The sequence below is a fragment of the Novosphingobium sp. genome (genome assembly GCF_036820275.1).
In the GTDB taxonomy this organism is placed as follows: Bacteria; Pseudomonadota; Alphaproteobacteria; order Sphingomonadales; family Sphingomonadaceae; genus Novosphingobium.
Genome location: NZ_DAISLT010000025.1, coordinates 12,603 through 37,237 on the forward strand (window position 1 = coordinate 12,603; position 24,635 = coordinate 37,237).

Annotated in this window: 18 protein-coding genes and 3 pseudogenes; 12 read left to right on the forward strand and 9 right to left on the reverse strand. The window is 63.3% G+C overall.

Annotation, left to right across the window (positions count from 1 at the left end; translation table 11 throughout):
- Positions 1-293: 293 nt before the first annotated feature.
- On the forward strand, positions 294-1,520 hold the full coding sequence (locus tag V7066_RS18340; RefSeq protein ID WP_334184427.1) for a histidine-type phosphatase: 1,227 nt from the start codon (positions 294-296) through the stop codon (positions 1,518-1,520).
- A gap of 310 nt (positions 1,521-1,830) precedes the next feature.
- Here V7066_RS18340 and V7066_RS18345 read toward each other — a convergent pair whose 3' ends face one another.
- Together V7066_RS18345 and V7066_RS18350 are read right to left on the reverse strand one after the other, a co-directional pair.
- Positions 1,831-3,090, reverse strand: a complete 1,260-nt coding sequence (locus V7066_RS18345; protein ID WP_334184428.1) for an NAD(P)/FAD-dependent oxidoreductase — start codon at positions 3,088-3,090, stop codon at positions 1,831-1,833.
- Between the two features lie 172 nt (positions 3,091-3,262).
- On the reverse strand, positions 3,263-3,814 hold the full coding sequence (locus V7066_RS18350) for an RrF2 family transcriptional regulator (RefSeq protein WP_334184429.1): 552 nt from the start codon (positions 3,812-3,814) through the stop codon (positions 3,263-3,265).
- Positions 3,815-4,098: 284 nt separating this feature from the next.
- Here V7066_RS18350 and V7066_RS18355 point away from each other — a divergent pair.
- Positions 4,099-4,224: pseudogene (locus V7066_RS18355) on the forward strand (dGTPase); the annotation flags it as partial.
- Positions 4,225-4,754: 530 nt separating this feature from the next.
- Here V7066_RS18355 and V7066_RS18360 read toward each other — a convergent pair.
- Positions 4,755-5,462 carry an SDR family oxidoreductase gene (locus V7066_RS18360; protein WP_334184430.1) on the reverse strand — a complete coding sequence of 236 codons (708 nt, stop codon included), beginning with the start codon at positions 5,460-5,462 and terminating at the stop codon, positions 4,755-4,757.
- 76 nt (positions 5,463-5,538) lie between these two features.
- Here V7066_RS18360 and V7066_RS18365 point away from each other — a divergent pair, with 76 nt between their 5' ends.
- A complete protein-coding gene (locus tag V7066_RS18365) occupies positions 5,539-6,468 on the forward strand; it encodes a LysR family transcriptional regulator (RefSeq protein ID WP_334184431.1) in 930 nt (309 codons plus the stop codon).
- 2 nt (positions 6,469-6,470) lie between these two features.
- Here V7066_RS18365 and V7066_RS18370 read toward each other — a convergent pair whose 3' ends face one another.
- Together V7066_RS18370 and V7066_RS18375 are read right to left on the reverse strand one after the other, a co-directional pair.
- The gene (locus V7066_RS18370; RefSeq protein WP_334184488.1) at positions 6,471-6,746 is read right to left on the reverse strand and encodes an ArsR/SmtB family transcription factor; all 276 of its coding nucleotides are present in this window, start codon (positions 6,744-6,746) and stop codon (positions 6,471-6,473) included.
- A gap of 17 nt (positions 6,747-6,763) precedes the next feature.
- Positions 6,764-6,847: pseudogene (locus tag V7066_RS18375) on the reverse strand (IS5/IS1182 family transposase); the annotation flags it as partial.
- A 315-nt stretch (positions 6,848-7,162) separates the two neighbouring features.
- Here V7066_RS18375 and V7066_RS18380 point away from each other — a divergent pair.
- The 9 genes and pseudogenes from V7066_RS18380 to V7066_RS18420 all read left to right on the forward strand — a co-directional run bounded on the left by V7066_RS18380 (position 7,163) and on the right by V7066_RS18420 (position 18,583).
- The gene (locus V7066_RS18380; protein WP_334184485.1) at positions 7,163-9,484 is read left to right on the forward strand and encodes a TonB-dependent receptor; all 2,322 of its coding nucleotides are present in this window, start codon (positions 7,163-7,165) and stop codon (positions 9,482-9,484) included.
- A 34-nt stretch (positions 9,485-9,518) separates the two neighbouring features.
- Positions 9,519-10,877 (forward strand): LLM class flavin-dependent oxidoreductase, encoded by a 1,359-nt coding sequence (locus V7066_RS18385; RefSeq protein ID WP_334184432.1) that lies wholly within the window; start codon positions 9,519-9,521, stop codon positions 10,875-10,877.
- The gene (locus tag V7066_RS18390; protein WP_334184433.1) at positions 10,874-12,412 is read left to right on the forward strand and encodes an ABC transporter substrate-binding protein; all 1,539 of its coding nucleotides are present in this window, start codon (positions 10,874-10,876) and stop codon (positions 12,410-12,412) included. Before V7066_RS18385 ends, V7066_RS18390 begins: the two co-directional genes overlap by 4 nt.
- Positions 12,409-13,425 (forward strand): ABC transporter permease, encoded by a 1,017-nt coding sequence (locus V7066_RS18395; protein ID WP_334184434.1) that lies wholly within the window; start codon positions 12,409-12,411, stop codon positions 13,423-13,425. Before V7066_RS18390 ends, V7066_RS18395 begins: the two co-directional genes overlap by 4 nt.
- 4 nt (positions 13,426-13,429) lie before the next feature.
- Positions 13,430-14,245 (forward strand): ABC transporter permease, encoded by an 816-nt coding sequence (locus tag V7066_RS18400; protein WP_334184435.1) that lies wholly within the window; start codon positions 13,430-13,432, stop codon positions 14,243-14,245.
- The gene (gene nikE, locus V7066_RS18405) at positions 14,242-15,927 is read left to right on the forward strand and encodes an ABC transporter ATP-binding protein (RefSeq protein ID WP_334184436.1); all 1,686 of its coding nucleotides are present in this window, start codon (positions 14,242-14,244) and stop codon (positions 15,925-15,927) included. Before V7066_RS18400 ends, nikE begins: the two co-directional genes overlap by 4 nt.
- An 11-nt stretch (positions 15,928-15,938) precedes the next feature.
- On the forward strand, positions 15,939-17,288 hold the full coding sequence (locus tag V7066_RS18410) for an NtaA/DmoA family FMN-dependent monooxygenase (RefSeq protein ID WP_334184437.1): 1,350 nt from the start codon (positions 15,939-15,941) through the stop codon (positions 17,286-17,288).
- Between the two features lie 149 nt (positions 17,289-17,437).
- Positions 17,438-18,111: pseudogene (locus tag V7066_RS18415) on the forward strand (IS5 family transposase); the annotation flags it as partial.
- Between the two features lie 298 nt (positions 18,112-18,409).
- On the forward strand, positions 18,410-18,583 hold the full coding sequence (locus V7066_RS18420) for a DUF4238 domain-containing protein (RefSeq protein WP_334184438.1): 174 nt from the start codon (positions 18,410-18,412) through the stop codon (positions 18,581-18,583).
- Between the two features lie 307 nt (positions 18,584-18,890).
- Here the strand turns inward: V7066_RS18420 and V7066_RS18425 are convergent, their stop codons facing one another.
- The 4 genes from V7066_RS18425 to V7066_RS18440 all read right to left on the reverse strand — a co-directional run bounded on the left by V7066_RS18425 (position 18,891) and on the right by V7066_RS18440 (position 24,635).
- Positions 18,891-19,064 carry a hypothetical protein gene (locus V7066_RS18425; RefSeq protein ID WP_334184439.1) on the reverse strand — a complete coding sequence of 58 codons (174 nt, stop codon included), beginning with the start codon at positions 19,062-19,064 and terminating at the stop codon, positions 18,891-18,893.
- Positions 19,065-19,131: 67 nt separating this feature from the next.
- Positions 19,132-20,712 (reverse strand): tryptophan halogenase family protein, encoded by a 1,581-nt coding sequence (locus tag V7066_RS18430; RefSeq protein ID WP_334184440.1) that lies wholly within the window; start codon positions 20,710-20,712, stop codon positions 19,132-19,134.
- A gap of 62 nt (positions 20,713-20,774) precedes the next feature.
- Complete coding sequence (locus V7066_RS18435) at positions 20,775-23,675, reverse strand: TonB-dependent receptor (protein WP_334184441.1); 2,901 nt, start codon at positions 23,673-23,675, stop codon at positions 20,775-20,777.
- 198 nt (positions 23,676-23,873) lie between these two features.
- A complete protein-coding gene (locus tag V7066_RS18440) occupies positions 23,874-24,635 on the reverse strand; it encodes a GDSL-type esterase/lipase family protein (protein ID WP_334184486.1) in 762 nt (253 codons plus the stop codon).

Below are 24,635 nucleotides of genomic sequence, written 5' to 3' on the forward strand. Positions count from 1 at the left end.
CAGTGGCGGAATTTGCTGTACTTATACCTTGTGTATTGATTTTCCATCCGCACGGTAATTGCGGTACGACATCGTTATGGTTCGTTGGGAAGGCGCACTAGGCAGGGCTATTTACGCTTCTGTGACATTCGCGAAGATTAGGGAAATTTAAGATTTAGCCTGAGGGGCGCTCCCTTTCGACGATCCTCGCGATATCGGACCGATCTTTCCTTCAAGGAGCGACGCGCCTGTCTCGGAACTGTCACAAAGCCTGCATACCGGCTAGGGCGCACCTAACAGGGGAACTTCCCGTCATGAATCACACGCCGCACTTGCGCCCGATCGGCGCCCTGCTTGCCGTCGCTTCGGCGCTTGCGCTTTCCGCTACCGCCAGTGCCGCGCCCAAGGCTGCCGATCTGACCGTGGAGCGCGTCGTCATCTTGATGCGCCATGGCGTGCGCCCCTCCACCAAGTTCCCGGCAACTCCCGAAGGCACCACGCGCGAGGCGTGGCCCGCCTGGTCAACGCCCGCGGGAGATCTGACGCCACACGGCGCCGAGGGTATCCGCCGCCTGGCCGCCTACGACCGCGAAGTGCTGGCAATTCAGGGTCTGCTGCGGGCCACCGGCTGCGCCGCTCCGGGAACGATCAGTGCCTGGTCCAGCGGCAGCTCGCGCGCGATCAAGACCGGGCTGGCCTTCATCGAGACGCTGCAACCGGGCTGCAAGGTCGCTCTCGATCATCCAGCCGGCGAGGATGATGAGGACCAGTTCCACCCCTCCGCCTCCGAAGCTGCGATGGACGGGGACCGGGCGCTGGCGGCATCGCAGGCGCAGTTCCCGGCGAGCGGGCTGCAAGGCGTGATCGCCGCGCGCAAGGTGGACTTCGCCACGCTGGAGCGCATCGTCGGCGTGCCGGTGGACACTGCCTCGACGCTGAAGGCGACGCCGGGCGACAAGCCCGACCTCAAGGGCGGCCTTTCGTTCGGATCGACGGCGGGGCAAACGATCCTGCTCCAGTACCTGGAAGGCATGCCGATGGAGCAGGTCGGCTGGGGCCGCACGAGCAAGGCGGACATTCGCGCCATCCTGCGCTTCCACCCGATCAAGTTCCAGTACGAGACGCGCCCCGCCTACGTCGCGCAGCGCCTGGCTGCGCCGATTGTCACGCGCATCGTCGATGCCCTGTCCGGGCAGGGTGGCCGCCTGACGCTGCTGTTCGGGCACGACACCAACATCGCCGCACTGGGCGGCTTCTACGATCTGCACTGGACAATGGCCGACTACCCGCGCGACGACATCGCGCCGGGCGGCGCCATCGGCTTCGAACTGGTGCGCGACTCCGCCGGTCGGCGCTATGTCCGCGTTTTCCAGCAAGCGCAGTCGATGGACCAGTTGCGCGGCCTCGCTCCGCTAAACCAGGCCACTCCGCCAAGCCGCAGCTATCTGACACTTCCGGGATGCGGAGCTCGGGGCAAGCCATGCGACCTGGAGACGTTTGAAAAGCTGACGCGCCAACGATTGCTCGACCCGACCGACTGATGGCGAGGCTTATGCATCCGTACCGATAACCGTCGGTTGGGTAGTCAAGAGGCTCGAAGACGGTGAGATCATTCGACCTATTCGCCTTCAAAAGACCAAGTTGTTCCTGCTCGCGCGCATCGAGATCGCGCACAATGCTGTGAGGGTTGGCGATATGCAGGGGAATGAGCGAGCCGATCAGGCGCAAGCGTTCGAAAGTCAGCGCGACCAAATGCCGCGCACCTGACCTGACCCCTCGAAAGAAGGTGCTCATCGCCTTCTGCACCATACAGGACCTCACCAACGACTGCTATGTCGGCGGGCAATGGCCCTACGCATCGCCTTGGATGTGTAGGGCCAATCCCAGATATGATCGCCACGCCGTCAGGGCACGATTACGAAGTCCGGGTTGGCGACTGCGAAGACCGCGTCGCGATCGGCGGCGGGCGGGTAGATCCACACGCCATTGATCTCCTGCTTCAACTTCTTGCCTTCGGCCCGCACCAGCTTGACCTGACGGTCCCATCCCTCGGTGTACATGGCACCCCATGCGCCGAGGTCGAGGCAGGTGACGTATTTGGGCTGGCTGTAGGGGTGCAGCGGCAGTCCCACCAGTTCGGCAGCGGTCGTTGTAGCCCGCGACGCGGCCAAGACTGAGGGCGTGTTGGCATGTCATCAGGTTGAAGTTCCCCGCATCGTCGGTGGCCGCCTTGACGGTATCGCCGGTGACGAAAATTCCCGGAGCAGCCGGAGCGCGCAAGAACAGGTCGCCTACCACGCGGCCGGCAGCGTCATGCTCGCCGGGAACTTCGGCGGCAAGCGGATGGGCGCGCACCCCGGCGGCCCAGACCACGGTGGCCGCCTCGATCCGGCTGCCGTCGGACAGCTGGGCTCCGCCTGCATCGACCGCGCCCAGCAGCACGCCGGGCCGCTGTTCGATGCCGATCTCAGCCAGCGCCTCGCGTACCGTGCGACCTGCCTCGGATCCGAACTCGGCGCCGATCTCCTGCGCCGGATCGACGATCACGACGCGCGGCTGCGTATCGAACATCGTGCGCAGGCGTTCGTGCAGCTCGGTCGCCGCCTCCAGCCCGGTAAAGCCGCCGCCGGCCACTACCACGGTATTGCGCGCGGGCGTCTCGGGTCGATCGGCGAGCGCCTTGATATGCGCATCAAGGCTGTGCGCCTGATCGAGCTGATCGACGGTGAAGGCATGTTCGGCCAGCCCCGGAATCGGCGGCATGGCCACGCGGCTGCCGGTGGCGAGCACGAAGCGATCCCAGCAGATGGTCTCCCGCGTGCCGTCATTGCGCAGGATTGCCGCTTCACGCGCTTCGACGCCGATGGTTTCGACGATGCCGTCGACGAAGCGCGCGCCGACGACCTTGAGCAGTTCGGAAACGTCGGGATTCATGTTCTCCAGAACCGCTTCGTAGAAGCGCGGGCGGATCGCCAGCTTGGGCTGCGGCGCCACCATGATGACGTCGATGTGGTCTTCGCGGCCCGTCAGAGCGATCGCCCGCGCTGCTGCGAGCACCGCCCAGACACCGGCGAAACCGGAACCGGCGACTAAGATGGTCTGCTTGGTCATGGGTTATTTCCTTGGTGTTTGCCGGGCACAGGTCATCGCGCCGCCAAGCGCGGCTGCTACGCGCGTTATGCGCGAAGCGGTTTTCCCGGCCGCGCCCGGTGGACGGCGGGAATGTAAACGGAAATGTCGGAGAATGCGGTGCTACGCTGGCGCGGCACCGGGGCTCAGGCGGTCAGCTGGGGCCGTCGCGCCGGGGCCGACCGGTGCGCGCGGTCCGTCGGTCATGCCGATCGCCGAACCAGTCGCGCAGATCGGCCATGTAGGTTTCCGGAGCCTTGCGGCCGAAACGTTCGGAAACCGCCCCCAGTGTCTGCGTTGCCAGCACGTCGCGCATGGCCTTTTCGGCCTGGATCATCACGGCATGGATCGCGCACGTGCCGCTGGTTGCCCAAGGCGGAGGATTGCCGCCGAACAGGGCGCACCGGCCGCGCACCTCCTGGCAATCGAACAGCGGCTTTTCGCCTTCGACCGCATCGACGACGTCAAGGAATGTGATCCGGTCCGCAGACCGCGCGAGCCGATAGCCGCCACGCACGCCTTCGCTGGCCGAGACGATGCCTGCCTTTTCCAGCCTGGGAAATATCTTGGCGAGGAAGCTGGGCGAGATGCCCTGAATTTCGGCAATCTCCCGCGTGCTCAGCGATTCATTGCCATCCACCAGCCAGAGCAGACCGTGGAGCGCGTATTCAACGGATGTGGTCAGGTGCGCCATGAACTCGGACATACCGAGTCTGCGTTAATAGGTCAAGATAATAACGCGGACTTATTTGGTATGCGTTTACATGCCAATGGTTCGTGCGGCGGCCCTCTCCCCCACAAAGGTTCTAATCGTGGCGACCAGCGAACGCACTAAGGCGATCGCAAACTCAATTCCTCCCGTCAGGCAGTCCGAATAATGAATAAGCTCGCAGTCGAGCGGGCTCAGCACTACTGATCGGCCCCTCATCCCGTTCATGGCTGCAGCTCTGAAGACCGAGTTTGGGAACGTCGTCTGTGGACGTCCCAAAAGACGCATCCGGGGGCGATCTCAGGGTAATTTGCGACGCCGTCGCGGCCATGACGGATCCCCATTTGCTCAAGACCTATGAGCGACTTTTCAATCCGCGAATGGGATCGGTGTTCGATCGTCTGTAAGGTGCGGCGGGAAGCTGAATGATCGGATCGAAGTATTGGGCAGCACTCAGCCGGCTATATTCCGAAGTTCAGGTCATTTGAGGAGGGCCGAATCGAACGATTGGTCACGTTCGATCGGTTGTGGGCTAATTTCGCTGGTAGGCTCGGCGGTCCAGCCAGCGAAGATGCTTGGCCGAGTGACCGCGAGCGATCTCTCGGCCGTCATTGTTTAGGATAGCAAGAAGTTGAGGAGATCAGGGTTGATCGTCTTTGCCTCGGTCGGCAGCATCCTTGCGGAAAGCCCTTGTAGAGCTTGAGTTTGTTGTTTTGACGAGCTTCCCCTGCAAAATCGCTGCATTCTTGTAAGGCACGATCTGGTCGTCATCACCCTGGAAGATAAGGGTAGACATCCGAACAGTTTTGACGTCTTCCGTTGTGTGCATTGCGATACCCGCCCCGGGTGCTTGGCCCCGGCGAGCTGAGCCAGAGACAGGTTTCGGATTTCATCGCGACCCGGGTCGGGCTGACCACCGATGATCTGTCATGCGAGTTCACGAGAAGGTATAGCCACCATCGCAGAACAGCGTGCTGCCGGTCATGTTGCCATTGTCTAGGAGAAAGAGTGCGGCGTGGGCCTGTTCCTCGACATGCGCCGGTCGCTGCACGACGCAAAGCCGGCGCCAGTGATCGTAGGCGGTCTCGCGCTGTTCCTTGGGCCGGCCGCGCCAGAGTTCGCTGTCGGTCGTACCCGGAGAGAGGCAATTGACCCGGATCGGCGCGAGCTCGATCGCCAGTCCGCGTGCCAGACCTTCCACGGCAGCGTTGCAGGCCGCATAAGCCGGCGCACCGATGGGACGGGCCGAAGCCGCGCCGGACATCAGCACGATTCCGGCGTCTTCTCGCAAGTGCGGCAGGGCAGCGAAGACGGTCCAGTACTGGCTCCAGAACTTGGCGACGAACAGCGCCTCGCTCGTTTCCGGATCGCCGTCCCGGAAAGCCCCAGTGCGGTAACTGGCGGCAGAGATGAACAGACCCGACAGCCCCTCGGCTCCAGCGAAGAAGCCCGCCGCCGAGCCGCGATCGGTAGTATCGATCGGACGCCCTCTTGCCCCATCTCCCAGTTGTCGAACCGCCCCGGCGAGCCTTTCGGCCGAACGCCCCCCGATCACGACACGATCGCCGCGTTCGACAAGCGCTGTAGCAAGGGCCAATCCGATCCCCGACGAGCCGCCGATGATGGCGTAAGTTCTGTCACTCATGGACAGACGGATATTCGTGCCGGTAGGTTGGGTAAAATGAAGACTGTTCCTCCTATTCACGAACTGAATTCCTGAAATGACAGGTGCTCGCCATTCTCCCAGAGACGAAGTGCGCGTGTTCCTCGAAGTCTGCGAAGCCGGAAGTTTCGCGGCCGCCGGCCCCCGGCTTGGATTGACGGCATCCGCGATCGCCAAGGCCGTCGCTCGCCTTGAAAGCCGACTGGGAGTAAGGCTCTTCCACCGCACGACCCGACGCCTTGCGCTTACGGCGGAAGCGGATGTCTACCGCGAGGCTTGTAGTGCCGCACGGCAACGGATCGAGCGGGTCGAGGCGGAACTTGCCCTGCTGGCATCAGAGCCGGCCGGTACCTTGCGGATCAGTCTGCCGCCGTTGCTCGGCACCCGGATCATTGCGCCCGCCCTTTACCGGCTTTGCGATGCCTGGCCTCGTCTGCGCCTCGATATCTCGACTTCGACGGCCATGTCGGAACTTGCGGAGGAAGCCATTGATCTCGCCGTACGGATCGGCGAATTGCCGGAGCTTCCCGGCCTGATGGCCCGGCGTATCGGGATGCAGCGGGTCGTGCTTTGCGGATCGGCGGAATACTTCGCCGCGCGTGAGGTCCCGCTGGCCGTGGAGGACCTGTACAGCCATAGTCTGATCGCCGCTGCGCGGGGCGGACGGCCGGCATCGTGGCGTTTCCACATTCCGGGCGGCGATCTCATCGCTTTCACCCCCGACCCCAGGCTGGTGCTGGACGGCAGCCTGCTGACCCTTTCCGCGATCCGGGCAGGACAAGGGATGGGCTTGGTGCCCTACTGGCTGGTCCGCGACGAGATTGCAGACGGAAGTCTCGTCCCCGCTCTCGGGGAGTTCGTAGCCGATCACCTGCCGATCCATGCCCTCTGGATCGCCGCTCCGATAATGGTGCCGCGCCTAAGGGTAGCGATAGACGCGATCGTTGCCGCTACCCGCGAAGCGGTCGCGGCGGGTCTGCTCGACTGAGCCTATTCGAAGTTTTCCGCCGCGACGATCGAGAGGAGCCCGGGAAACCGCCCCTCGATATCGGCGCGCCTGAGAACGGCGCCGCGGCTGTTGCCGCGATTGATCTGCCTGATCAGCCCGGAATGGTGCAGCGTTCGGAAATGGTGCGTCAACGAGGCCTTGCTTACGCCCAGATCAAAGGAAGCGCAGGTTCTTTCGGTACCCTCGGGCAAGCGTGCAAGTACAGCCACGACCCGGCGGCGAAGCGGATCGGATAGTGCCGAGAGCACGTCGCCCAATTCGATCGCCCAGCTTTAACCCGTGGCTTGCCGTGGCTCTTGGGGAAATACGGCGCGACCCGCGTCATCTGATCGTCCGTCAGCCAGTACAGGTCACTCATGGCCAGTCTTCCTCGCAGAGCCTGAATCACATCCATTTTAGCCAATCAATTGGTCCTGAGCCTAGCTGAGATTCCACAAGCAAGGCCGGTACGGCAGGCGAGACACTGGTCTCGTCGACGAGCAGACGTGCAGGTTTAGAAGAACTCATACAACCGAGCGGATAACTCCATTGAATTGGTTGAGAATGAAATGGATTACCCCTGCATCGCCGCAAGGCCTTGGCACAGGGGGTTTGATTGCAGTCCGTTCGTTTGTTCCATCGGGTCCGTCGCGGCCGCCTTCATGCCTTGGCCGGGACGATATCCGTGTTGGCGATGGCGACCGCGTCTCCCGCCCTGGCGGCCGATGAGTCCGCCGATCCCGCCGCCGCCACGGCAGTCGCCGCCGAAGTCAGCGAGATTACCGTCACCGCGCGCTACCGCAACGAAAGCGCACAAAAGGTACCGATCGGCATCAGCACCATTACCGGCGATCAGTTCTCCGCACAGGGGGCCACGACCCTCAAGCAGGTGCTCCAGCAGCTTCCCAGCCTCAACATCCAAGGTTTCAGCGGCCGCAACCAGACGATCACCGTCCGCGGCATCGGCACCAATGCGGGCGGCACCAACGACGGTCTGGAGCAGGGCGTGGGTCTCTATATCGACGGCGTGTACCGTCCGCGAACCGGTTCGGTCATTACCGATCTCATGGATGTGGAGAGCATCCAGCTGCTGTGCGGACCGCAGGGGACGCTGTTCGGCAAGAACACCGTGGCCGGCGCGCTCGACGTCAAGACGCGCGAGCCCGCCTTCGATCAGGAAGCGCGCGGCGAGCTGACCTACGGCAATCACGAGCAGTTTCGCGGCTATATCGCGCTGAATTCGACGATCGGTGACGATATCGCGTTTCGCGTCAGCTATCTGCGTTCCGGCCGCGACGGCCTGATCTACAATACGACCTATCGGAAGGACTGGGACGACCAGGACAATCACGCGGTCAAGTTCGACCTGCTCTACAAGCCCGCCGACAACTTCAAGCTGCGCTTCATCGCCGATTACAGCGTGCAGAAGGGCGATATGGGCTTCCAGGTCGTCTCGGCTGTGCTGCCGACAACGCTGGCCAACGGCGCCCAAGTCCGCGGGTTCTACAGAAGGGCAGCGGATGTAGGTTACACGCCGATCGCCGTGGATCCTTTCGCGCGCAAGACCGACATCGATTCCTCTCAGTACGACGAAATGCCGAGCTGGGGCCTGCAGACCCGAGCCGATTGGGATGTCGGGCCGGTGTCGTTGACCTCCATCACCGCCTATCGCAACTGGAAGTGGATCCCGAACTACGACGGCGACCAGATCGGCGCCAACGTCGTGCCCTTCAGCGTCGTCGATACCGACCAACAGCAGTTCAGCCAGGAATTCCGCGTCGCTTCCAACGGCGAAAAGACGATCGACTATACGGCCGGGCTCTATTTCTTCTGGCAGGAAGCCGATGATAAGGTGATCTCGACATACGGTCGCGATGCTGCCGCCTGGTTGCTCACCGGCAATACGCCCACGGCATCGGTTTCGACGATCCCCTCGGCGGCGCTCGACGGAGTGACCTCCTTCGCCCACGTCGTGCCCGCGACATACAGCTATGCCGCCTACGGCCAGGCGACCTGGAATATCTCGCCGGTATTCCGCCTGACAGGCGGCCTGCGCTACACCTATGAGCACAAGACCGGCCTCTACGATGCCGGTCTGCGCGGCGATTTTGCGCCGATCGAGAGCTTCGACCCGGCCCTTCAGGCGACGATCGCCGCGACCCGTGCCAGCCTGGCGCCCACTTCGGCCTACAAGGCTTCTAACAATACCGACAATCTGTCCGGTACTTTGATCGCGGCCTACGATCTCGACGACAACCTCCATGGTTATGCGTCCTATTCGCGGGGGTACAAGTCCCCTGGCATCAACCTTGTGCGGCAGTCGCTCGGGGTCGACATCTTCGTGAAACCGGAGAAAGTGGACAACTATGAGGTCGGCCTGAAGAGCCGACTGCTAGGCGGCAAGGCGGAACTGAACCTTTCCCTGTTCTGGGCCGACATCGCCAATTACCAGGCCAATTACGTCAACAACTCGGTCACCCCGGCGGTCGGCTATATCACCAATGTCGGCACGGTGCGCTCGCGCGGCGTCGAGCTGGATGCACGTCTCAGCCCCATCGACGGTCTCTCCGTAGGTCTCGGCGGAACCTACAATGACGCCGAGTACCGCTCCTACACGAATGCCCCGGCGCAGTACCTCAACAGCTATCTCGGCGTGATCGACCTGTCTGGCCGGCGCGCTTCGGGCGCTCCCCGTCTCGCGGCCACCGGCAATGGGGAATATGTCTTCGATGCCGGTCCGACCAAAGTCTATCTCGGCGGCGACGTCAGTTATCGGTCCGGATATTACGCGGCGGTAAACCTGGACCCTTATTCCTGGGTCGCGAAATCGACGCTCGTGGGCCTTCATGCGGGCGTGCGCAGCCCGGATGACCGCTGGGACGTGTCGGTCTGGGTGCGCAACCTCTTCGACGAAAATTACTACAACACGAAAGGCGTCAGCGGCCAGTTCGGCGTGGTTCTTGCCGCGCTCGGCGACCCGCGCCTCTTCGGCGTGACCCTCAAGGGCCGCATCTGATGCGCCCCGTTTCCACCGCAAAGGAGCAGAGATCATGACCAGGCGCACCCTCAAGCTCGGCCTCGTTCCCACCGGCGTCGGCGGGCCGGGCCAGCACAACCGCTGGCTCGACCCGGAAATCCCGGCGGACGCCAGCGTCAATATCGGCTGGTACATCGATGCCGTGCGCAAGGCCGAGGCGGCGAAGTTCGACTTCGTCTTCATCGTCGACAGCCAGTTCATCACCCCGGACTCGCCGCCGCACTATCTCAACCGGCTCGAACCGCTGACCCTGCTTTCGGCCCTTGCCGTGGCGACCAGCCACATAGGCCTTGTCGGTACCGCGACGACGTCGTTCAACGCGCCGTTCAACCTCGCGCGTCGCTTCGCCTCGCTGGACCTCATAAGTGGTGGGCGTGCGGGCTGGAACGTCGTGACCAGCGGCGATGCCGGGGCAGCGGGCAATTTCGGTCTCGACGAGCACTACGACTACGAGACGCGCTACGGCCGGGCGCACGAGTATCTCGATGTCGTCCACGGCCTCTGGCGCTCCTATGAGGACGATGCCCTTGTGCGCGACCGCGAGACCGGGGTGTTCCTCGACAAGGACAAGCTCCATGCCTTGAACCACAAGGGCAAGCATTTCTCGGTGGCCGGGCCGCTCAACATCCAGCGCTCGCCACAGGGCGAGCCGGTGATCTTCCAGGCCGGCGATTCCGACCAGGGGCGCGACCTCGGCGCGCAGACCGCCGATGCGATCTTCACCCACGCCGCGACGATCGAGGACGGCAAGGCCTTCTACGCGGACATCGCCCGCCGCGCCGAAGCGGCCGGGCGCAATCCGGACGAGGTCATCATCCTGCCGGGGGTCAGCGTCTTCGTCGGCGATACGGACGAGGATGCACGCCGGATCGAACAGGAGCACAAGCTGGCCGACCACAGCTTCGACCATGCCCTGAACGAATTCGGACGGTCGTTCGGCTGGCACGATTTTCGCCAGTACGACCTCGATGCGCCGTTCCCGCTGCAGGCCCTGGAACATGCTCGCCGCAGCTTCTTCACGCAGGCGAAGAAGCTCACCGACCTTGCTGTGGAGCGCGGACTGACCCTGCGCCAGACCGTCGAACTGGTGCGGGCCGGGCACCGCAGTCCCTTCGTCGGCAGCGCGCGCACGGTGGCGGATACGATCATCCGCTGGTTCGAGGAGCGCGCGCTCGACGGGCTCAACCTCATGCTCGGCCATCCGGACCAGTTCGACCGCTTCGTGAGCGAAGTCGTGCCGCTGCTTCAGGAGGCCGGCGTGTTTCGTGGCGACTACGAAGGCGCCACTCTGCGCGATCATCTCGGCCTGCCCAAGCCCGCCAACCTGCGCGTCGCGGCGCAGGTCCCGCGCGAAGCGGCGCTCACCGCATGAGACAGAAGGCGGGGAGATATTGGCGAGGCCTGTTTGCCGTACTGGCGGCGGGCCTCCTCGTGGCCGGGTGCGGCAGTTCGGGCAAACAGGAGGCCGGGCACAGCAAGCTGCGCTGGGGCTTCTTGCTGCCCACCTCGTGGGACCCGGTAACCAGCCGGACCGGCGCGGACATCAATACGATCAGCCTGGCCTATGCCTCGCTCACCCGCCTCGACAAGCAGGGCGAGGCCCAGCCGGGCCTCGCGCAGCAATGGCGCTTTTCCGACGACGGCAAGACGTTGACGTTCGACCTGCGCAAGGGCCTGACCTTCTCGGACGGCACCGTGCTGGATGCAGGGGCGGTCAAGGCCTTCTACGACCGGGCGCTTACGCAAAAGGATTCCTTCATCAAGCGCGATCTCGGCGGGGTCGAGAGCGTTTCGGCGGACGGACCGCTGGCCGTGACCTTCCACTTGCGCGAGCCGGACTATCAGCTCCCCTACCTTCTCGGCGGACGGGTCGGCGCGATTGCCAGCCCTACTGCTGCGGCAAAGGACAAGGCGAAGCTGGCGCTTTGGCCGGTCGGTGCGGGGCCGTTCCGCATCGTCGAATTCGTGCCGGAATCCCACGCCTATTTCGAGAAAAACCCCAGCTACTGGGATGCCGCGAACATCCACATCGACCGCTTCGAACTGACCAATTCCCCGGACCCGGCAACGGTGATCGCGGCGCTGCTGTCCGGTTCCATCGACGTGGCCGGCCGCATTTCGCCGCGCCGCGTGGAAGAGGCAAGGGGCAGGGGACTGACGGTCGCCATCGCGCCTTCGCTCAACGTCCGCGACGTCTCGATCAACCGCAACCGACCGCCATTCGACAATCCCAAGGTGGTAGAGGCGCTGCGCTACGCCTTCGATCGCGGCGAGTTCGTCAAGACCGTCACCGCAGGCCTCGCCAAAGCGTCGCATCAGCCTTTCCCTCCCGGCAACGCCGCGTTCGATCCGGACACCGAAAAGCTCTGGCGCTACGATCCGGACAAGGCGCGGACCTTGCTGCGAGAGGCGGGATATGCGCCGGGCGCTCTCTCGATCGAGATCGCCGTCAACCCCACGATGAACGACGGCATGCCCGAACTCGTTCAGGCCCAGCTTGCCCGTGTGGGGGTAAAATCGAAACTGCGGATCGTCCCGCCCGGCTCCTCCACCTGGCAGAGCGAGGTCTACATCGCCAAGCGCCCGGCCCTTGCGCTCGACGGCACCATCGGCCGGGAATCGCCGGTGCAGAACCTGCTGGCGACATATGGCCCGGAAGGGATCATGAACCTCAGCGGCCCTTATGCCACGCCCGCATTCCTTCAGGCACTGGACACGGTGCGGCGTACGCCGACCAACGATCCCGCCTATACCGCACGGCTTCGCGCCGCCGTCCGTGCCGGGGTGGAACAGTCGCCGACGAACTACCTCTACAGCGAGCCGTGGATCGTCGGGGCGCGGGCCGGAGTAAAGAACCTCAGTATCCTGCCCTCGCAAATCCGCTGGGAAGGCGTGACCGTCCAATGACTGCAGACGTCCTTGTGACCCCCACCGGCCGTGCCTGGACCGTGCGTCTGCGGCATGGCCGCGCCTTGCTCAACTTCGCGGGATCGACCCTGCTGATCGCGGTGCCGGTGTTCTTTCTGGCGACGCTCATCACGTTCCTGCTCGGCGTGGCAAGTGGGCTGGACCCGGCGGCAAGCCTTGCCGGAGACAATCCGACGCCGGAAATGGTCGCGCAGATCCGTGCCCAGTTCGGCCTCGATCGCCCGGTTCCCGTCCAGTACCTCGACTGGATGGGCAGGCTGCTGTACGGCGATCTCGGCACTTCGTGGTTCAACGGCGTTCCCGTTACCGAACTGATCCTCCAGCGCCTGCCCGTCAGCCTCTCCATCGCCGGCGGTGCGCTCCTTATCGGTCTGGTGCTGGGCACCGTGCTCGGCATCGCGTCTGCGGCAAGAGCAGGCGGCTGGCTCGACCGCGCGGTGACGGTCTTCGCCTCCACCGCCGCCTCGCTGCCGCCTTTCGTCGTCGCCATCGCGATGATCCTGCTGTTCAGCCTCTGGCTCGAACTGTTGCCCTCGGCCGGATACGTTCCGCCTTCGCAGGACCCGGCAGGCTGGCTCCGCTCGATCGCGATTCCAGCCATGGCGCTGAGCGTGGACGTGGTGGCGGAGATCGCGCGGCAGCTTCGCACCGGCCTCGTCGCCGCGCTGTCGGACAACTATGTAACGGGCGCCGTGGTTCGCGGGCTGTCGCCCCGGCGAATCCTCTTTGTCCATGTCCTGCGCAACGGCGCCGGACCGGCTCTTTCCATCCTGGCCCTTCGTGTACCCATGCTGATCGGCGGCGCGGTGGTGAGCGAGGCGATCTTCAATATGCCGGGCATGGGCCGCCTCGCCGCCGACTCCGCGCTGCGCGGCGATGTGCCGGTGGTGCAGGGTACGCTCGTCGTCTCGATCGCGCTCGTGCTTGCCAGCAATCTTCTCATCAACGTGCTGCTGGGCGTGCTCCAGCCCGCCTCGCGCCGCAGGAACTGATCGCATGGCCCTCTTTCGATCCGCCACGATCCCGCTCATCTTCCTTATCGCCATAGCCCTGCTTGCGGCTTTCGGCCCCCTGATCGTGCCGCACGATCCGCTGGGGCAGGACGGAAACGCAATCCTGCAAGGCCCCGGCGCGACTTACTGGCTGGGCACCGACGCCCTCGGCCGGGATGTCCTGAGCCGCCTGCTGGCGGGATCGACCGTCTCGGTACTTGCCGCCGTGCTCTCGGTGGGCGTGGGGCTGGTTCTGGGCGTCGTGCCGGGCATGCTGTCGGTCTTCCTCGGCAGGCGGGCGGAGTGGATCAGCCTGCGGCTTGTCGATGCGCTCATCATGCTGCCGTTCCTGGTCTTCGCGATCGCGATGACGGCCATGCTCGGCAACGGCCTGGTCCAGGCGATGTTCGCCGTCGGTATCCTCATCGCACCGGCCTTCTATCGCGTGAGCCGCGCCGCCGCGCTGACCGTCGCCAATGCCGACTATATCGAGGCCGCACGATTGAACGGCGCCTCCACTGCCTGGGTGATCCGCCGCCACGTTCTGGCCAAGGTCCTGCCCGTGGTGGCGGTGACCACAGCCTCGATGACCGGCGCCTGCCTGTCGATCGTCGCCTCGCTGACCTTCCTCGGCATCGGCGTCGTCCCGCCCGACCCGACCTGGGGCGGTGAACTCGCGAGCGACCTGACCACGCTCTATGACCGTCCCTTCGGCCCCTTGGCGCCGGGGCTGCTGATCGTCGCGACCGTATGGTCGCTCAATGCGCTCGCGGATGCGCTGCGCCGCAGAGATGCGCAAATTCCGGAGGCAGGACAATGAGCCATCACGACAACGTCATCACTTTCGAGCCACGCGTTCCGGCCGCGCCTGCCGAACCTTTGCTCTCGGTACGCGGACTGACCATCGCCGCCGCCGATGGCCGAACGCTGGTGCAGGGCGTGGACTTCGATCTTCCGCGCGGCGGAACGCTCGGCATCGTCGGCGAATCCGGCAGCGGCAAGTCGCTCACCTGCCGCGCGATCCTCGGGGTCCTGCCGACAGGAACTGCCGTGGCATCGGGAACGATCCGCTATGGCGACACCGACCTTTCGCGGCTGGATGCCAGGAACTGGAAACCCCTCCGCGGTACCCATCTCAGTGCGGTGTTCCAGGATGCGGGGTCCTACCTCAATCCCTCGATCCCGGTCGGCCGCCAGATCGTCGAAGCGATGCGCGCGGTCCTCCCGGTCTCGCGCCGGGAGGCGAAGGAGAGGGCACTGGCACTTCTGGCCCGCGTCGGTTTCGCGGATCCCGAGCCAGTGTTTCGCCAGTATCCCTTCGAGCTTTCGGGAGGCATGGTCCAGCGCGTGCTGATCGCCGTGGCCGTCTGCGCCGGGCCGAAACTGCTGATCGCCGACGAGGCGACCACCGCGCTCGACGTTACCATACAGGCCGAAGTCCTGCGCCTGATCGACGACTTGCGCCGCGAACAGGGTCTGACACTGATCATGGTCTCGCACGATCTCGCGGTCGTGGCGCAGAGCTGCGACCATGTGATCGTGATGCGCGAGGGAGAGATCGTCGAGGCGGGCACAACGCGCGACGTGTTGGAGCGCCCGCGTCACGCCTACACCCGCAGCCTGATCGAGACGCACCATGCCTCTTCGCTGCAAGCCGCCCGCAGCGCTGCACCTGCTCAGGAAGCCAGTCCGGTCCTGCGCATCCAGGGACTGCGTTCCGGATACGGCAAGCGCACGGTGCTGGACGGGATCGATCTCGACCTGAAGCGCGGCGAGATTCTCGGGCTGATCGGCGAGACCGGCTCGGGCAAGACCACGCTTCTGCGCTCGATCCTCGGACTCGTGCGTCCCGCCGAGGGTTCTATCGTGCTGGACGGCGAACCGCTGGAGCGGCTGACGGGTGCCCGGCTCCAGGCATTCCGCCGCACCAGCCGGCTGCAATACGCCTTTCAGGACCCGCTGCGCAGCCTCGATCCCGATCTGACCATCGCCGGATCGGTCGGCGAAGGACTCGACATTCGCGGCGGCATCGACCGTGCGGAGCGCGCATGCCGGGTCGATGCAGCACTGGAGGCCGCCGGTCTCGATCCCGTTCTGGGTTCGCGACTGCCGCGTCAGCTTTCGGGCGGCCAGCGCCAGCGCGCGGTAATCGCGAGGGCGCTCGTGCTCGATCCCCATGTCATCCTGCTCGACGAGCCGGTCAGCGCGCTCGATGCCGTGAACCGCATCCATGTCCTGCAACTGCTCGAACGCCTCGCCCGCGAACGCGGGATCGCCCAGGTCTTCATCTCTCACGATCTTGGATCTGTCGCGGGGATTGCCGACCGGGTGGCAGTCCTCCATCGCGGCAAGCTCGTCGAAGTCGGGCCAACCGAGCAAGTGCTTTCTCGCCCAAGTCACCCTTACACCCGCGCCCTGATTGCAGCGGTGCCGAAGCTCGCAGCCGCCGATGCCACGAATACGGGCACCGGCACGCTGCGGCTCTCTCCCCACAGCTTGTGAAAGGAATAACGATGGCACGCGAGAAACTTAAGTTCGGAGCGGTCCTGATCGGCGTCGGCGATGCGTCCGGCAAGGAACTCTGGCGCGACCCGGCTATCCCGCTCAACGCCAGCGTGAATATCGACTGGTACGTCCGTCAGGCGCGGGAGGCGGAAAAGGCGAAGTTCGATTTCGTCTTCATCGTCGACAGCCAGTACATCACGCCCGATTTCCCCAACCATCACCTGAACCGGCTGGAGCCGCTGACCCTGCTTTCGGCCGTGGCGACGGCAACGCGCACGATCGGCCTCGTGGCGACGATCAGCACGACCTACAGCGAACCTTTCGACATTGCCCGCCGCCTCGCCTCGCTCGATCTCATCAGCAAGGGCCGGGCCGGGTGGAATATCGTCACCAGCCAGGACCCGGGCACAGCCGGAAACTTCAGCCGGACCGGGCACGGCGACTACGAGACCCGCTATCGCCGCGCCGCCGAAGCGGTGGAGGTGGTGCAGGGGCTATGGCAATCCTATGAGGAAGGCGCCTTCGCGCAGAGCCGCAGGGCAGGGCGGTTCCTCGATCCGGCAAAGCTGCACCGGCTCGATCATAAGGGCGAATTCTTCAGCGTCACCGGGCCGCTCAATATACAGCGCTCGCGACAGGGGCAGCCGCCGCTGGTGCAGGCGGGCACCTCGCCGCAAGGACGCGAACTGAGTGCACAGGCCGCAGATATCGTCTTCAGCTTCGCCCGCGATCAGTCGGAAGCGCTGGAACTCGCCGCCGATGTGCGCGGGCGGGCACGCAGGCTCGGCCGCGATGCGGAGGCGGTCCTCTTCATTCCCGCACTCAGCGTGACGATCGCCGATACCGACGAGGCCGCTCGCCGCAAGTTCGAAGCGCGCCAGACCTCGGGAGACTTGCGGGCGCAACTGGCCTCCCTGTCGCGGCAGTTCGCGGGCCATGACTTCTCACGCTACGATCTTGACGCTCCCTTCCCAGAGGTGCCGCGTCCCGCCGAAGCAGCAGGCATTCGCCGCTTCCACGAAGACCTCGAAGCCGCGCGGCGCGAAGGGCGGACTTTGCGGCAGGTACTCGCGGACGTCGGTTCTGCCTGGCTGCGCCTGGCCGGATCGCCCAAGACGATCGCCGACCAGATCGAGCTCTGGTATCGCAGCGGCGCTGCCGACGGTTTCAACGTCTTCGTTCAGCATCCCGACGACTGGGCTCGCTTCCGCGCGGACGTCGTGCCGATACTGGTCGCGCGCGGCCTCTTCCGCGACGAATACGAAGCCGATACACTGCGTGGCAATCTGGGACTGAAAATACCCCGTAGCCGCCATGCCGCAGAATGTCCTCTCCCCAAACAGAACGCTGCGGCTTAACCGGTCGCTTTACGCAGATGGCACCGGCGCCGACGGCAGCCGTACTCGATCATGCTGTTGATCGGGTTCCTAGGCTCAGGACCCATTGATTGGTAGGTAGCAATGTGATCAGGCTTCCGGGAGGAGAATATTGGCTGACGGACGAGCAAATGGGCCGACTGTCGCCATATTTTCCCAAGAGCCACGGCAAAACCCGGGTTGATGATCGGCGGTTTCTGAGTGGGATCATCTTTGTTAATCGGAACGAGTTGCGCTGGCGAGATGCGCCAAGGGAATACGGGCCGTACAAGACATTGTATAACCGTTGGAAACGGTGGGGTGAGATGGGCGTATTCATTCGGATGATGGAGGGCCTGTCCGCGCAGATGGCCGAGCCCTAGACCGTTATGATCGACCGACGTACCTCAAGGCGCACCGCACGGCTTCCAGCCTTGGGGTAAAAAGGGGAACTCGGGCGCCTGATCGGACGGACCAAGCGCGGCATGAACACCAAACTGCACAAATTTACCGATGTAACGGTCGTCCCTTGAGCATTTTCATTACCGCCGGCCAGATCAGCGATTACACCGGCGCGGCAGCCTTGCTCGATGATTTGCCGAAGGCGCAATGGATGCTTGCTGATCGGGGTTATGATGCCGAGTGGTTCAAGGACGCGCTCAAGCAAAAGGGCATCAAACCCTGCATTCCCGGCTGGAAGTCCGGATCGCTACCCGTCAGATACGACAAACGCAGATACAGGCGCCGGAACCGCATCGAGATTATGTTTGGCCGTCTCAAGGATTGGCGTCGCGTCGCAATGCGATATGATCGATGTCCAATCGCCCCTCGAAAACTGTTTATGGCGTCTAAGTCCGACATCCTTCGGTCCGTCCAAAGCTTGTCTAAACGCGACCGGATTGCACGCCACAACCGAGCCGTGGTGCGGAATGCATCGATCTTCGTGGGCGGGACCGACCTGTCTCAGGAAGCTTTCATCACTGCCAATTTCGGCGCTCAGGAGCATCAGGCCTTCATCAAGGGACTGGCCGACAAATATCGGAGCGCCGCGATGTGAAGAGCGCCGCTTTGAGCCCCGGCTCGCGCCTCGCGGCGCCATTTACTAAGTGGAGGAACGAGTTGCCGTGTCGAACGAGCCCAAGAAGCATCACTACGTTCCGCAGTTCTACATGCGGCAGTTTCCCTGCATGGCTGATGCCAAAAAGGTGATGACCCTCGAGCGTCACCGCGACGTTGTGGTTGCGGCCTCCAAGTCGATCGCGCGTATCGGCTATGAGGACCTTTTTCGCGCACCGTGAGGAGATCCTTGCCCGAGGCCTGCGATACGGTGACAACTGCGTTATGTGCGGCGCGCACCATCCAAGCGACGTTCTCGAAGGCCAGCTCCTGGCGGTTCAATATTTCAAGGCAGCCTCGCTGACCGCCGCATTCAGGGAGACTCTCGATTGGGCCTGCCAGGAAGAGGCGGTGATCAAGAAAAAGCTGCCCGTATTGTCGGCTGCCTGCGCAACCGGGAAGTCGGAGTAACAGCAGCCAGATCGCGGACGAGCCAGTTCACGGGCTCCGGCTTGTCCAACGATTATAAGGCCAGCCAATCGTCCGTGTTCAAGCGGCTTGCATGCCTTCGTGAATTTTCGCGACCGTCCTGTTGAGGACGTTTATCACCTTCGAGACATAGACGCCGACAAGCACCCCCTCGGACGTGAAGCGCTTCACAGCGACGGCCCATAAGGCCGGGCGAAACGTGCCTTCATCCAATCCCGGAACCAGGCCGATCACGGGACTTTCGCTCAGCCCCTTGGCAGGTCAAAGTCGCACCAGTTCATTCCGGATCATCTATGCTGGTTTATCGCGTAGCGCTCGCAAAAGCCGTGATGGTTGCGACTTCCTCCTCCGAGAGCATTTGACGCAAAAGTTCTCTGTTCTCCGGAAGATTGTCCACGGCAAAGCCTCCCTGCCGTCTTACCTGCTCGAAAGCTTGCCGCGCTTCGGAACGAAGGCGCATCACGCCGGATTTCGAGGACAAATCCGTCCTCCAGCCCATGCCGTAGAGCACGCATTGCCAGCTCGTTGCCGGGAAGATGTCGATATTGGGGTTGAAGTCCTTCTCGTTCGGCGGACGGTAGCGCCACCGATCGAGCAGTTCGTTCAAACTGTCGGGAATGGTTTCGGCCCGCACATTGTCGATCCAGAAATCGGTATCCTGTCGCCGGGTCAGGCTGTAATGCATCTTCAGGAAGTCGCGCGCCCGTTCATAGCGTTCGAGCATCACGGCGTTGAACTGGCGGGCGGAAGTGTCGTAGTCCCCGGCCCAGGGGAACAAGTTGGCAATCGCGCCGGCGGCAATTTCGGAAAAGACGATGCCCGTTGCTTCCAGCGGTTCGAAGAAACCGCTGGAAAGCCCCACGGCAACACAGTTCTTGTACCAGTTCACTTCGCGGTAGCCGGCGTTGAACTGTAATCGGCGCGTGGTCGCCGTTTCGCCCTGGGCGCCGAGGTAGCGGCGCAGGGTCCGCTCCGCTACCTCCGCATCGCAGTGGGCCGATGAATAGACATAGCCGGTCCCGCGACGGGTTTGCAGACCGATATCCCAGATCCAACCGGCATCGCGCGCAGTGGACAAAGTGCAGGACTGGATCGGCGCGGTTGGGCTGTCGTACGCCACCTGGGCGGCAATCGCGCTGTCGCAGAACAGCACGTCGGTACAACTCTTCCACTTCTGGCCGAGCGCCTTGCCGATCAGCTCGGCCCGGAAGCCGGTGCAGTCGATGTAGAGATCTGCATCCAGCACACCGTTCTGCTGGGTGCGAACACCTGCAATTGCGCCGTCTTCACCGCAGATCACCTCCTGCACGGTATCGGGAATATGGGTGACGCCATTGGCGACGCTCTGGTCGCGCAGTAACTCGGCCAGCGCGGCGGCATCGAAATGGAAAGCATAGTTGAGCACTCCGGCATATTCCGGATGCGTTGCCAGCTTCGGTCCGCGCCGGGCGTCCACGGCGCGCTTTTGCGGCGTGCTGGCCTCGTCCCACGGCATGTCGCCCGCTTCGCCCAGCAGCCAGTAGGGGAGGTACTCCGGCCCGCCGTTGCGGTCGTCCGCTTCCTGGAAGCCGTGCAGGTAATTGTCAGGGCCGCCGTGCCCGGCCGGATGCAGCCAGTCGACGAACTTCACGCCTTGCTTGAAGGTCGCCTCGCAGCGGCGCAGCAGGTCCTTTTCGCGGACGCCGATCCGCTCCAGTGTCCGGCGAATGGTGGGAAAAGTGCCCTCGCCAACGCCGATGATGCCGATTTCGGGAGATTCGACGAGGGTGATGCTCACCCCGCCGGGAAGATCGGCGCCCAGCATCCTGGCGAGATAACCGGCCGTCAGCCAGCCTGCCGTACCGCCGCCCACCACGAGAACCCGCTTCGCCCTGGCATTCATCGAACCACATGCTCCCCGATGTGGATCGGGCGGACCTTTTGGCCCGCCCGAGGTTGCTGTTATCAGAAGGTGACGTTGATACCCATTCGGTAGCGACGGTCGCTCTGGAACCAACTGCGGCCGTAAAGGGTGCCGCTGGGATTGCCGCCCATCAGGGTCTTCTGCGTGGCGTTGAGAATGTTCTGCGCCTGAAGCTGGACGTTGATGTTCTCGTTGACCCGCAATGTCAGGCCCGCATCGAGCGTGCCATAGCTTGCGCCGTAGACCGGCAGGTTGGTGGGTGTGCTCGTGCCTACGCCGGATGCATCGTAGTAAGTATAAGTATTGTTCGTGCCGCTTGCCGTGGTCGATTGCAGATACTTCGAACGCCAACTGTAGGCGATACGCAGCGAGAACGGATCCTTTTCGTAGAGGAAGGCGGCGTTCAGATTGTGCTTCGACAGCCCGCGCAGCGGAACGTCATTGCGCTCTACCCCGTCGATGTCGAAATAGAGGTCGCCCGGGTTCTTGCTATCGATGAACGTGTAGTTCGCCTCAACACCGATACCGGCGAGCCAGCCCGGAAGCTGGTCGAGGAAAGTGCGCGCCCCCAGTTCGATGCCCTTGACCGTCGCCGCCTTGTCCGATGTGCGGGCGGTGTTGGTCGTGGCCAGCCCGGTTTCGGTGGTTCCGTCCGTAAAGGTTACGGTGAACTCTTTAGGCGCGCCGCCATAGACGACAGAGTCGGTGATGCGCTTGTAGAAACCGGCGATGTGGAAGGTCGTACCCGGCTTGGGGTACCATTCCACCGAAACGTCGAAGTTGTTCGACATCGTGGGCTTCAGGGTCGGATCGCCGGCATCGACGGTGTAGTTGTTGAAGATGTTGGGGCCAGTCACGCCGTCTGTCCGGCTCGACGAGTTGACGCCGACCGCCTGCCTGGCACGCAGATCGTAGAACGACGCATTGTCCATCGTAACATTATATGCAGCGCGGATTTTCACCGGCTCGACCGGCGAATAGGTCAGGTTGATTGCGGGAAGGACGCGCGTGAATTCCGCGCTGCCGGAAATCGGATTTGCCGTTTTCGCCAGGGTGTAGATCTGGCCATCACGCTCAAACGAAGTAACCGACTGAATGACCGAGCCGGCGCTTGCATTCTTCACATTGACCACGCGCACGCCGGCGTTGCCCGTCAGCGATGATTGCCCCCAGTCGGCGCCGAAATTGACCATCGCATAGCCGGCGAGCGTCTTGGTGCTGTAGTCGGTCAGATCGTCAGGCAGGATGAAGCCCGGCTCCCGTCCCGGTGCGCCGCCGTACAGGTCGAAAATGCCCTGAACGCTGGTATTGCGGATGAAGTCCTGCGCCGGGAAGTACTGGGTTCCGGGAAGCTGGATATCGCCACGGAAGAAGTTCTTGAAGACATGCGCTTCATAGTCGCCCGGACGCCCGTCGGCGAAGGAGACGATTGGCGAACCGTTCCAGCCCTGGCCCAGCGCCGACCAGGCATAGCCGTTGTCCAGATCGCGCTCGGTCCGCTTCGACCAGCGTCCACCGACCTTGACCGACTTGAAGAAACCTTCGCTGACGTCGTAAGTCAGGTCCGCCTGGGCGGAGTCCATCTTGCCCGAATTGTTGTTGTTATGCGGCATTACCGCTTGCCAATTGTAGTTGGCGGGATCGAGCAAGGCCGCATTCGTCCCCGCCGGCACCGAGATCTGCGGCAGGCTGCCGCTGAGGTCGAGGCCGTAGCTGGTCGGGAAGTCGACGGTGCGGAATACCGAAATGCGATCGACGGTCGCGGTCGACTTGGTGTGCTGGTACGAGGCATCGACCGTGATCGGCAGGTTGGAAGGCGTCCAGTGCAGCGATCCCGAGAAATCCTCGGTCTTGTTCTTGCCTTCCCAATAGGCCGAAGTACCGCCGCTCTGGATCGACGCCCCGTTGGCCAAACCGGTCACGGGATCGCGCTGGAACACGGCGGGCGAAGAGATCAGGCCGCCGTTGTCGTCGAACACGCTCTGCGACGGATCGACCGCAAGGTTCTGCGAAGTGACGAACGAACCGTATTCGGAGTCGGTGTTGCTGTACTTCGACTGGAAGTAGATACCCGTCAGCGTCAGGTCGGAACTGGGCGACCACTGGACCGCGCCATAGATACCGTCGCGCTTGCGCTGGTAGTTTTCCTCACCGTATGTGTAGCCGCCGGGAATGAAGTAGTCGTTGCCCTGGATGTTGGTCCGGTAGAATTCTTCCATGCGAACGAATTGCGACTTCGTCGACAGCTGGCTGTGTGCGTAGTCGAACACGAAGCCGATGTCGCCGATGCCGGTGTCGAACTTGCCGGCGACAAGACCCGAAGCCGAGTAGTCCGTCTTCTGGGAAAGATCGCCGAAGCTGATGTCGCTGCTGCCCGCGAAGTGCAGGCCGTAGCCGTAGTCGAACGGCAGCTTGGTGCGCAGATCGACCGAACCGCCGGTGCCGCCTTCGATCTGGTCCGCCGTGGACGACTTGTAGACGTCGACGGCCTGCATCAGTTCGGGGGTGACATCGCTGAATTGCAGCGAGCGACCGCCGTTGGCGCTGAAGATATCGCGGCCGTTCAGGCGCGAGGCAACGCCGGACATGCCGCGAATCTGGATGCCCGAACCTTCGGCGGAATAGTGGTCAGGGTCGTTCAGCGACTGGAAACGGACGATCGTGACGCCCGGCACGCGCTGAAGGACTTCGGTGATCGAGTTGTCGGGCAACTTGCCGGCATCGTCGGCCACGACGGAGTCGACGATCGAGATCGCGTTCTTCTTGCGATCGTCCGCCGACTGAAGTGCGGCGCGGCGTCCCGTGACTACAATGGAATCGGTTTCTGCGGCAGTCGGCTCTTGCGCAGCACCGTCCTGCGCCATGGCCTGAGGGGTTATACCTACAGACAGCATACCCATGCAAATGACGCTGGCATGCGTGCGGAAGCTCAACTTGCGCATAATTCCCCTCCTGAACACTGCGTAGGAGAACTGACGCTCTCCCCACAAATTTCGTCGCCCAAAGCGATCTTCGATGTTTCTGTTAAATGACTTCTCTTAATCGATCAACGAAAATGTGAGCGATATCATTTGTCGTGGTAGGATTAGCCAACGGCTCCCCGAACGGCCGTTCGCCGCCGCTTCAGCGGCTCACGTTATTCAGTGTCTTTTCAATGGCCGCCTGTGCGATCGGAGCCATTCGGGCGTAGCCTGCGGGCAGGGGATGCACGCCGTCGTTGGTGAAAGCCCTCGCGCATCGACGAGGGCGGGAGAGTAGTTTGCAAAGGCATATCCGCGCGCCTTCGCGAGCGCTTCGAGGCTTGCGTTTATCCGGCGCAGCGATTCGGGTTTGCGTTCCCTGATCACATAGTCGGCGGTGGGAGTATTGGTGACCGGCAGGATCGAGCAGAGCACCACGCGGATACCGTGGCGCTCGGCAATGTCGGCCATGGCTTCGATATTCGAGACGATGCCATCCTCGTTCTCGATCTGGAGGAAGCCCGATACGTCGTTGACCCCGCCGAGTATCACCACCGCACGGGGCTTCAGGGCGACGACGTCCTGCTGGAAACGCACCAGCATCTGCGCCGTAACCTGGCTGCCGATCCCTCGGTTCACATAGGCCTTGCCGGGGAAATAACGGGCAAGATCCCACATGTCGGTGATCGAATCGCCGATGAAGACCACGCGCTGCTCGTTCTTCGCAGGTGCGGGCAGAGCGGCATTGGCGGGCGCGTAGAGATAGCGCTCACCGAAGTCCTGCATCATCGAGGGTACGAGCTTGTCGCGGAACGGCCCGGCCCAAGGTCCCCAGTCGCGGGTATCGGTGACAGTGCGCCGCTCGGGGCTGGACTGGTAGTGCTGCGGCTCGCCCGCGCCGATCAGCAGAGCGGCGGCGGGCAGCAACAGGGCCAGGGGCAT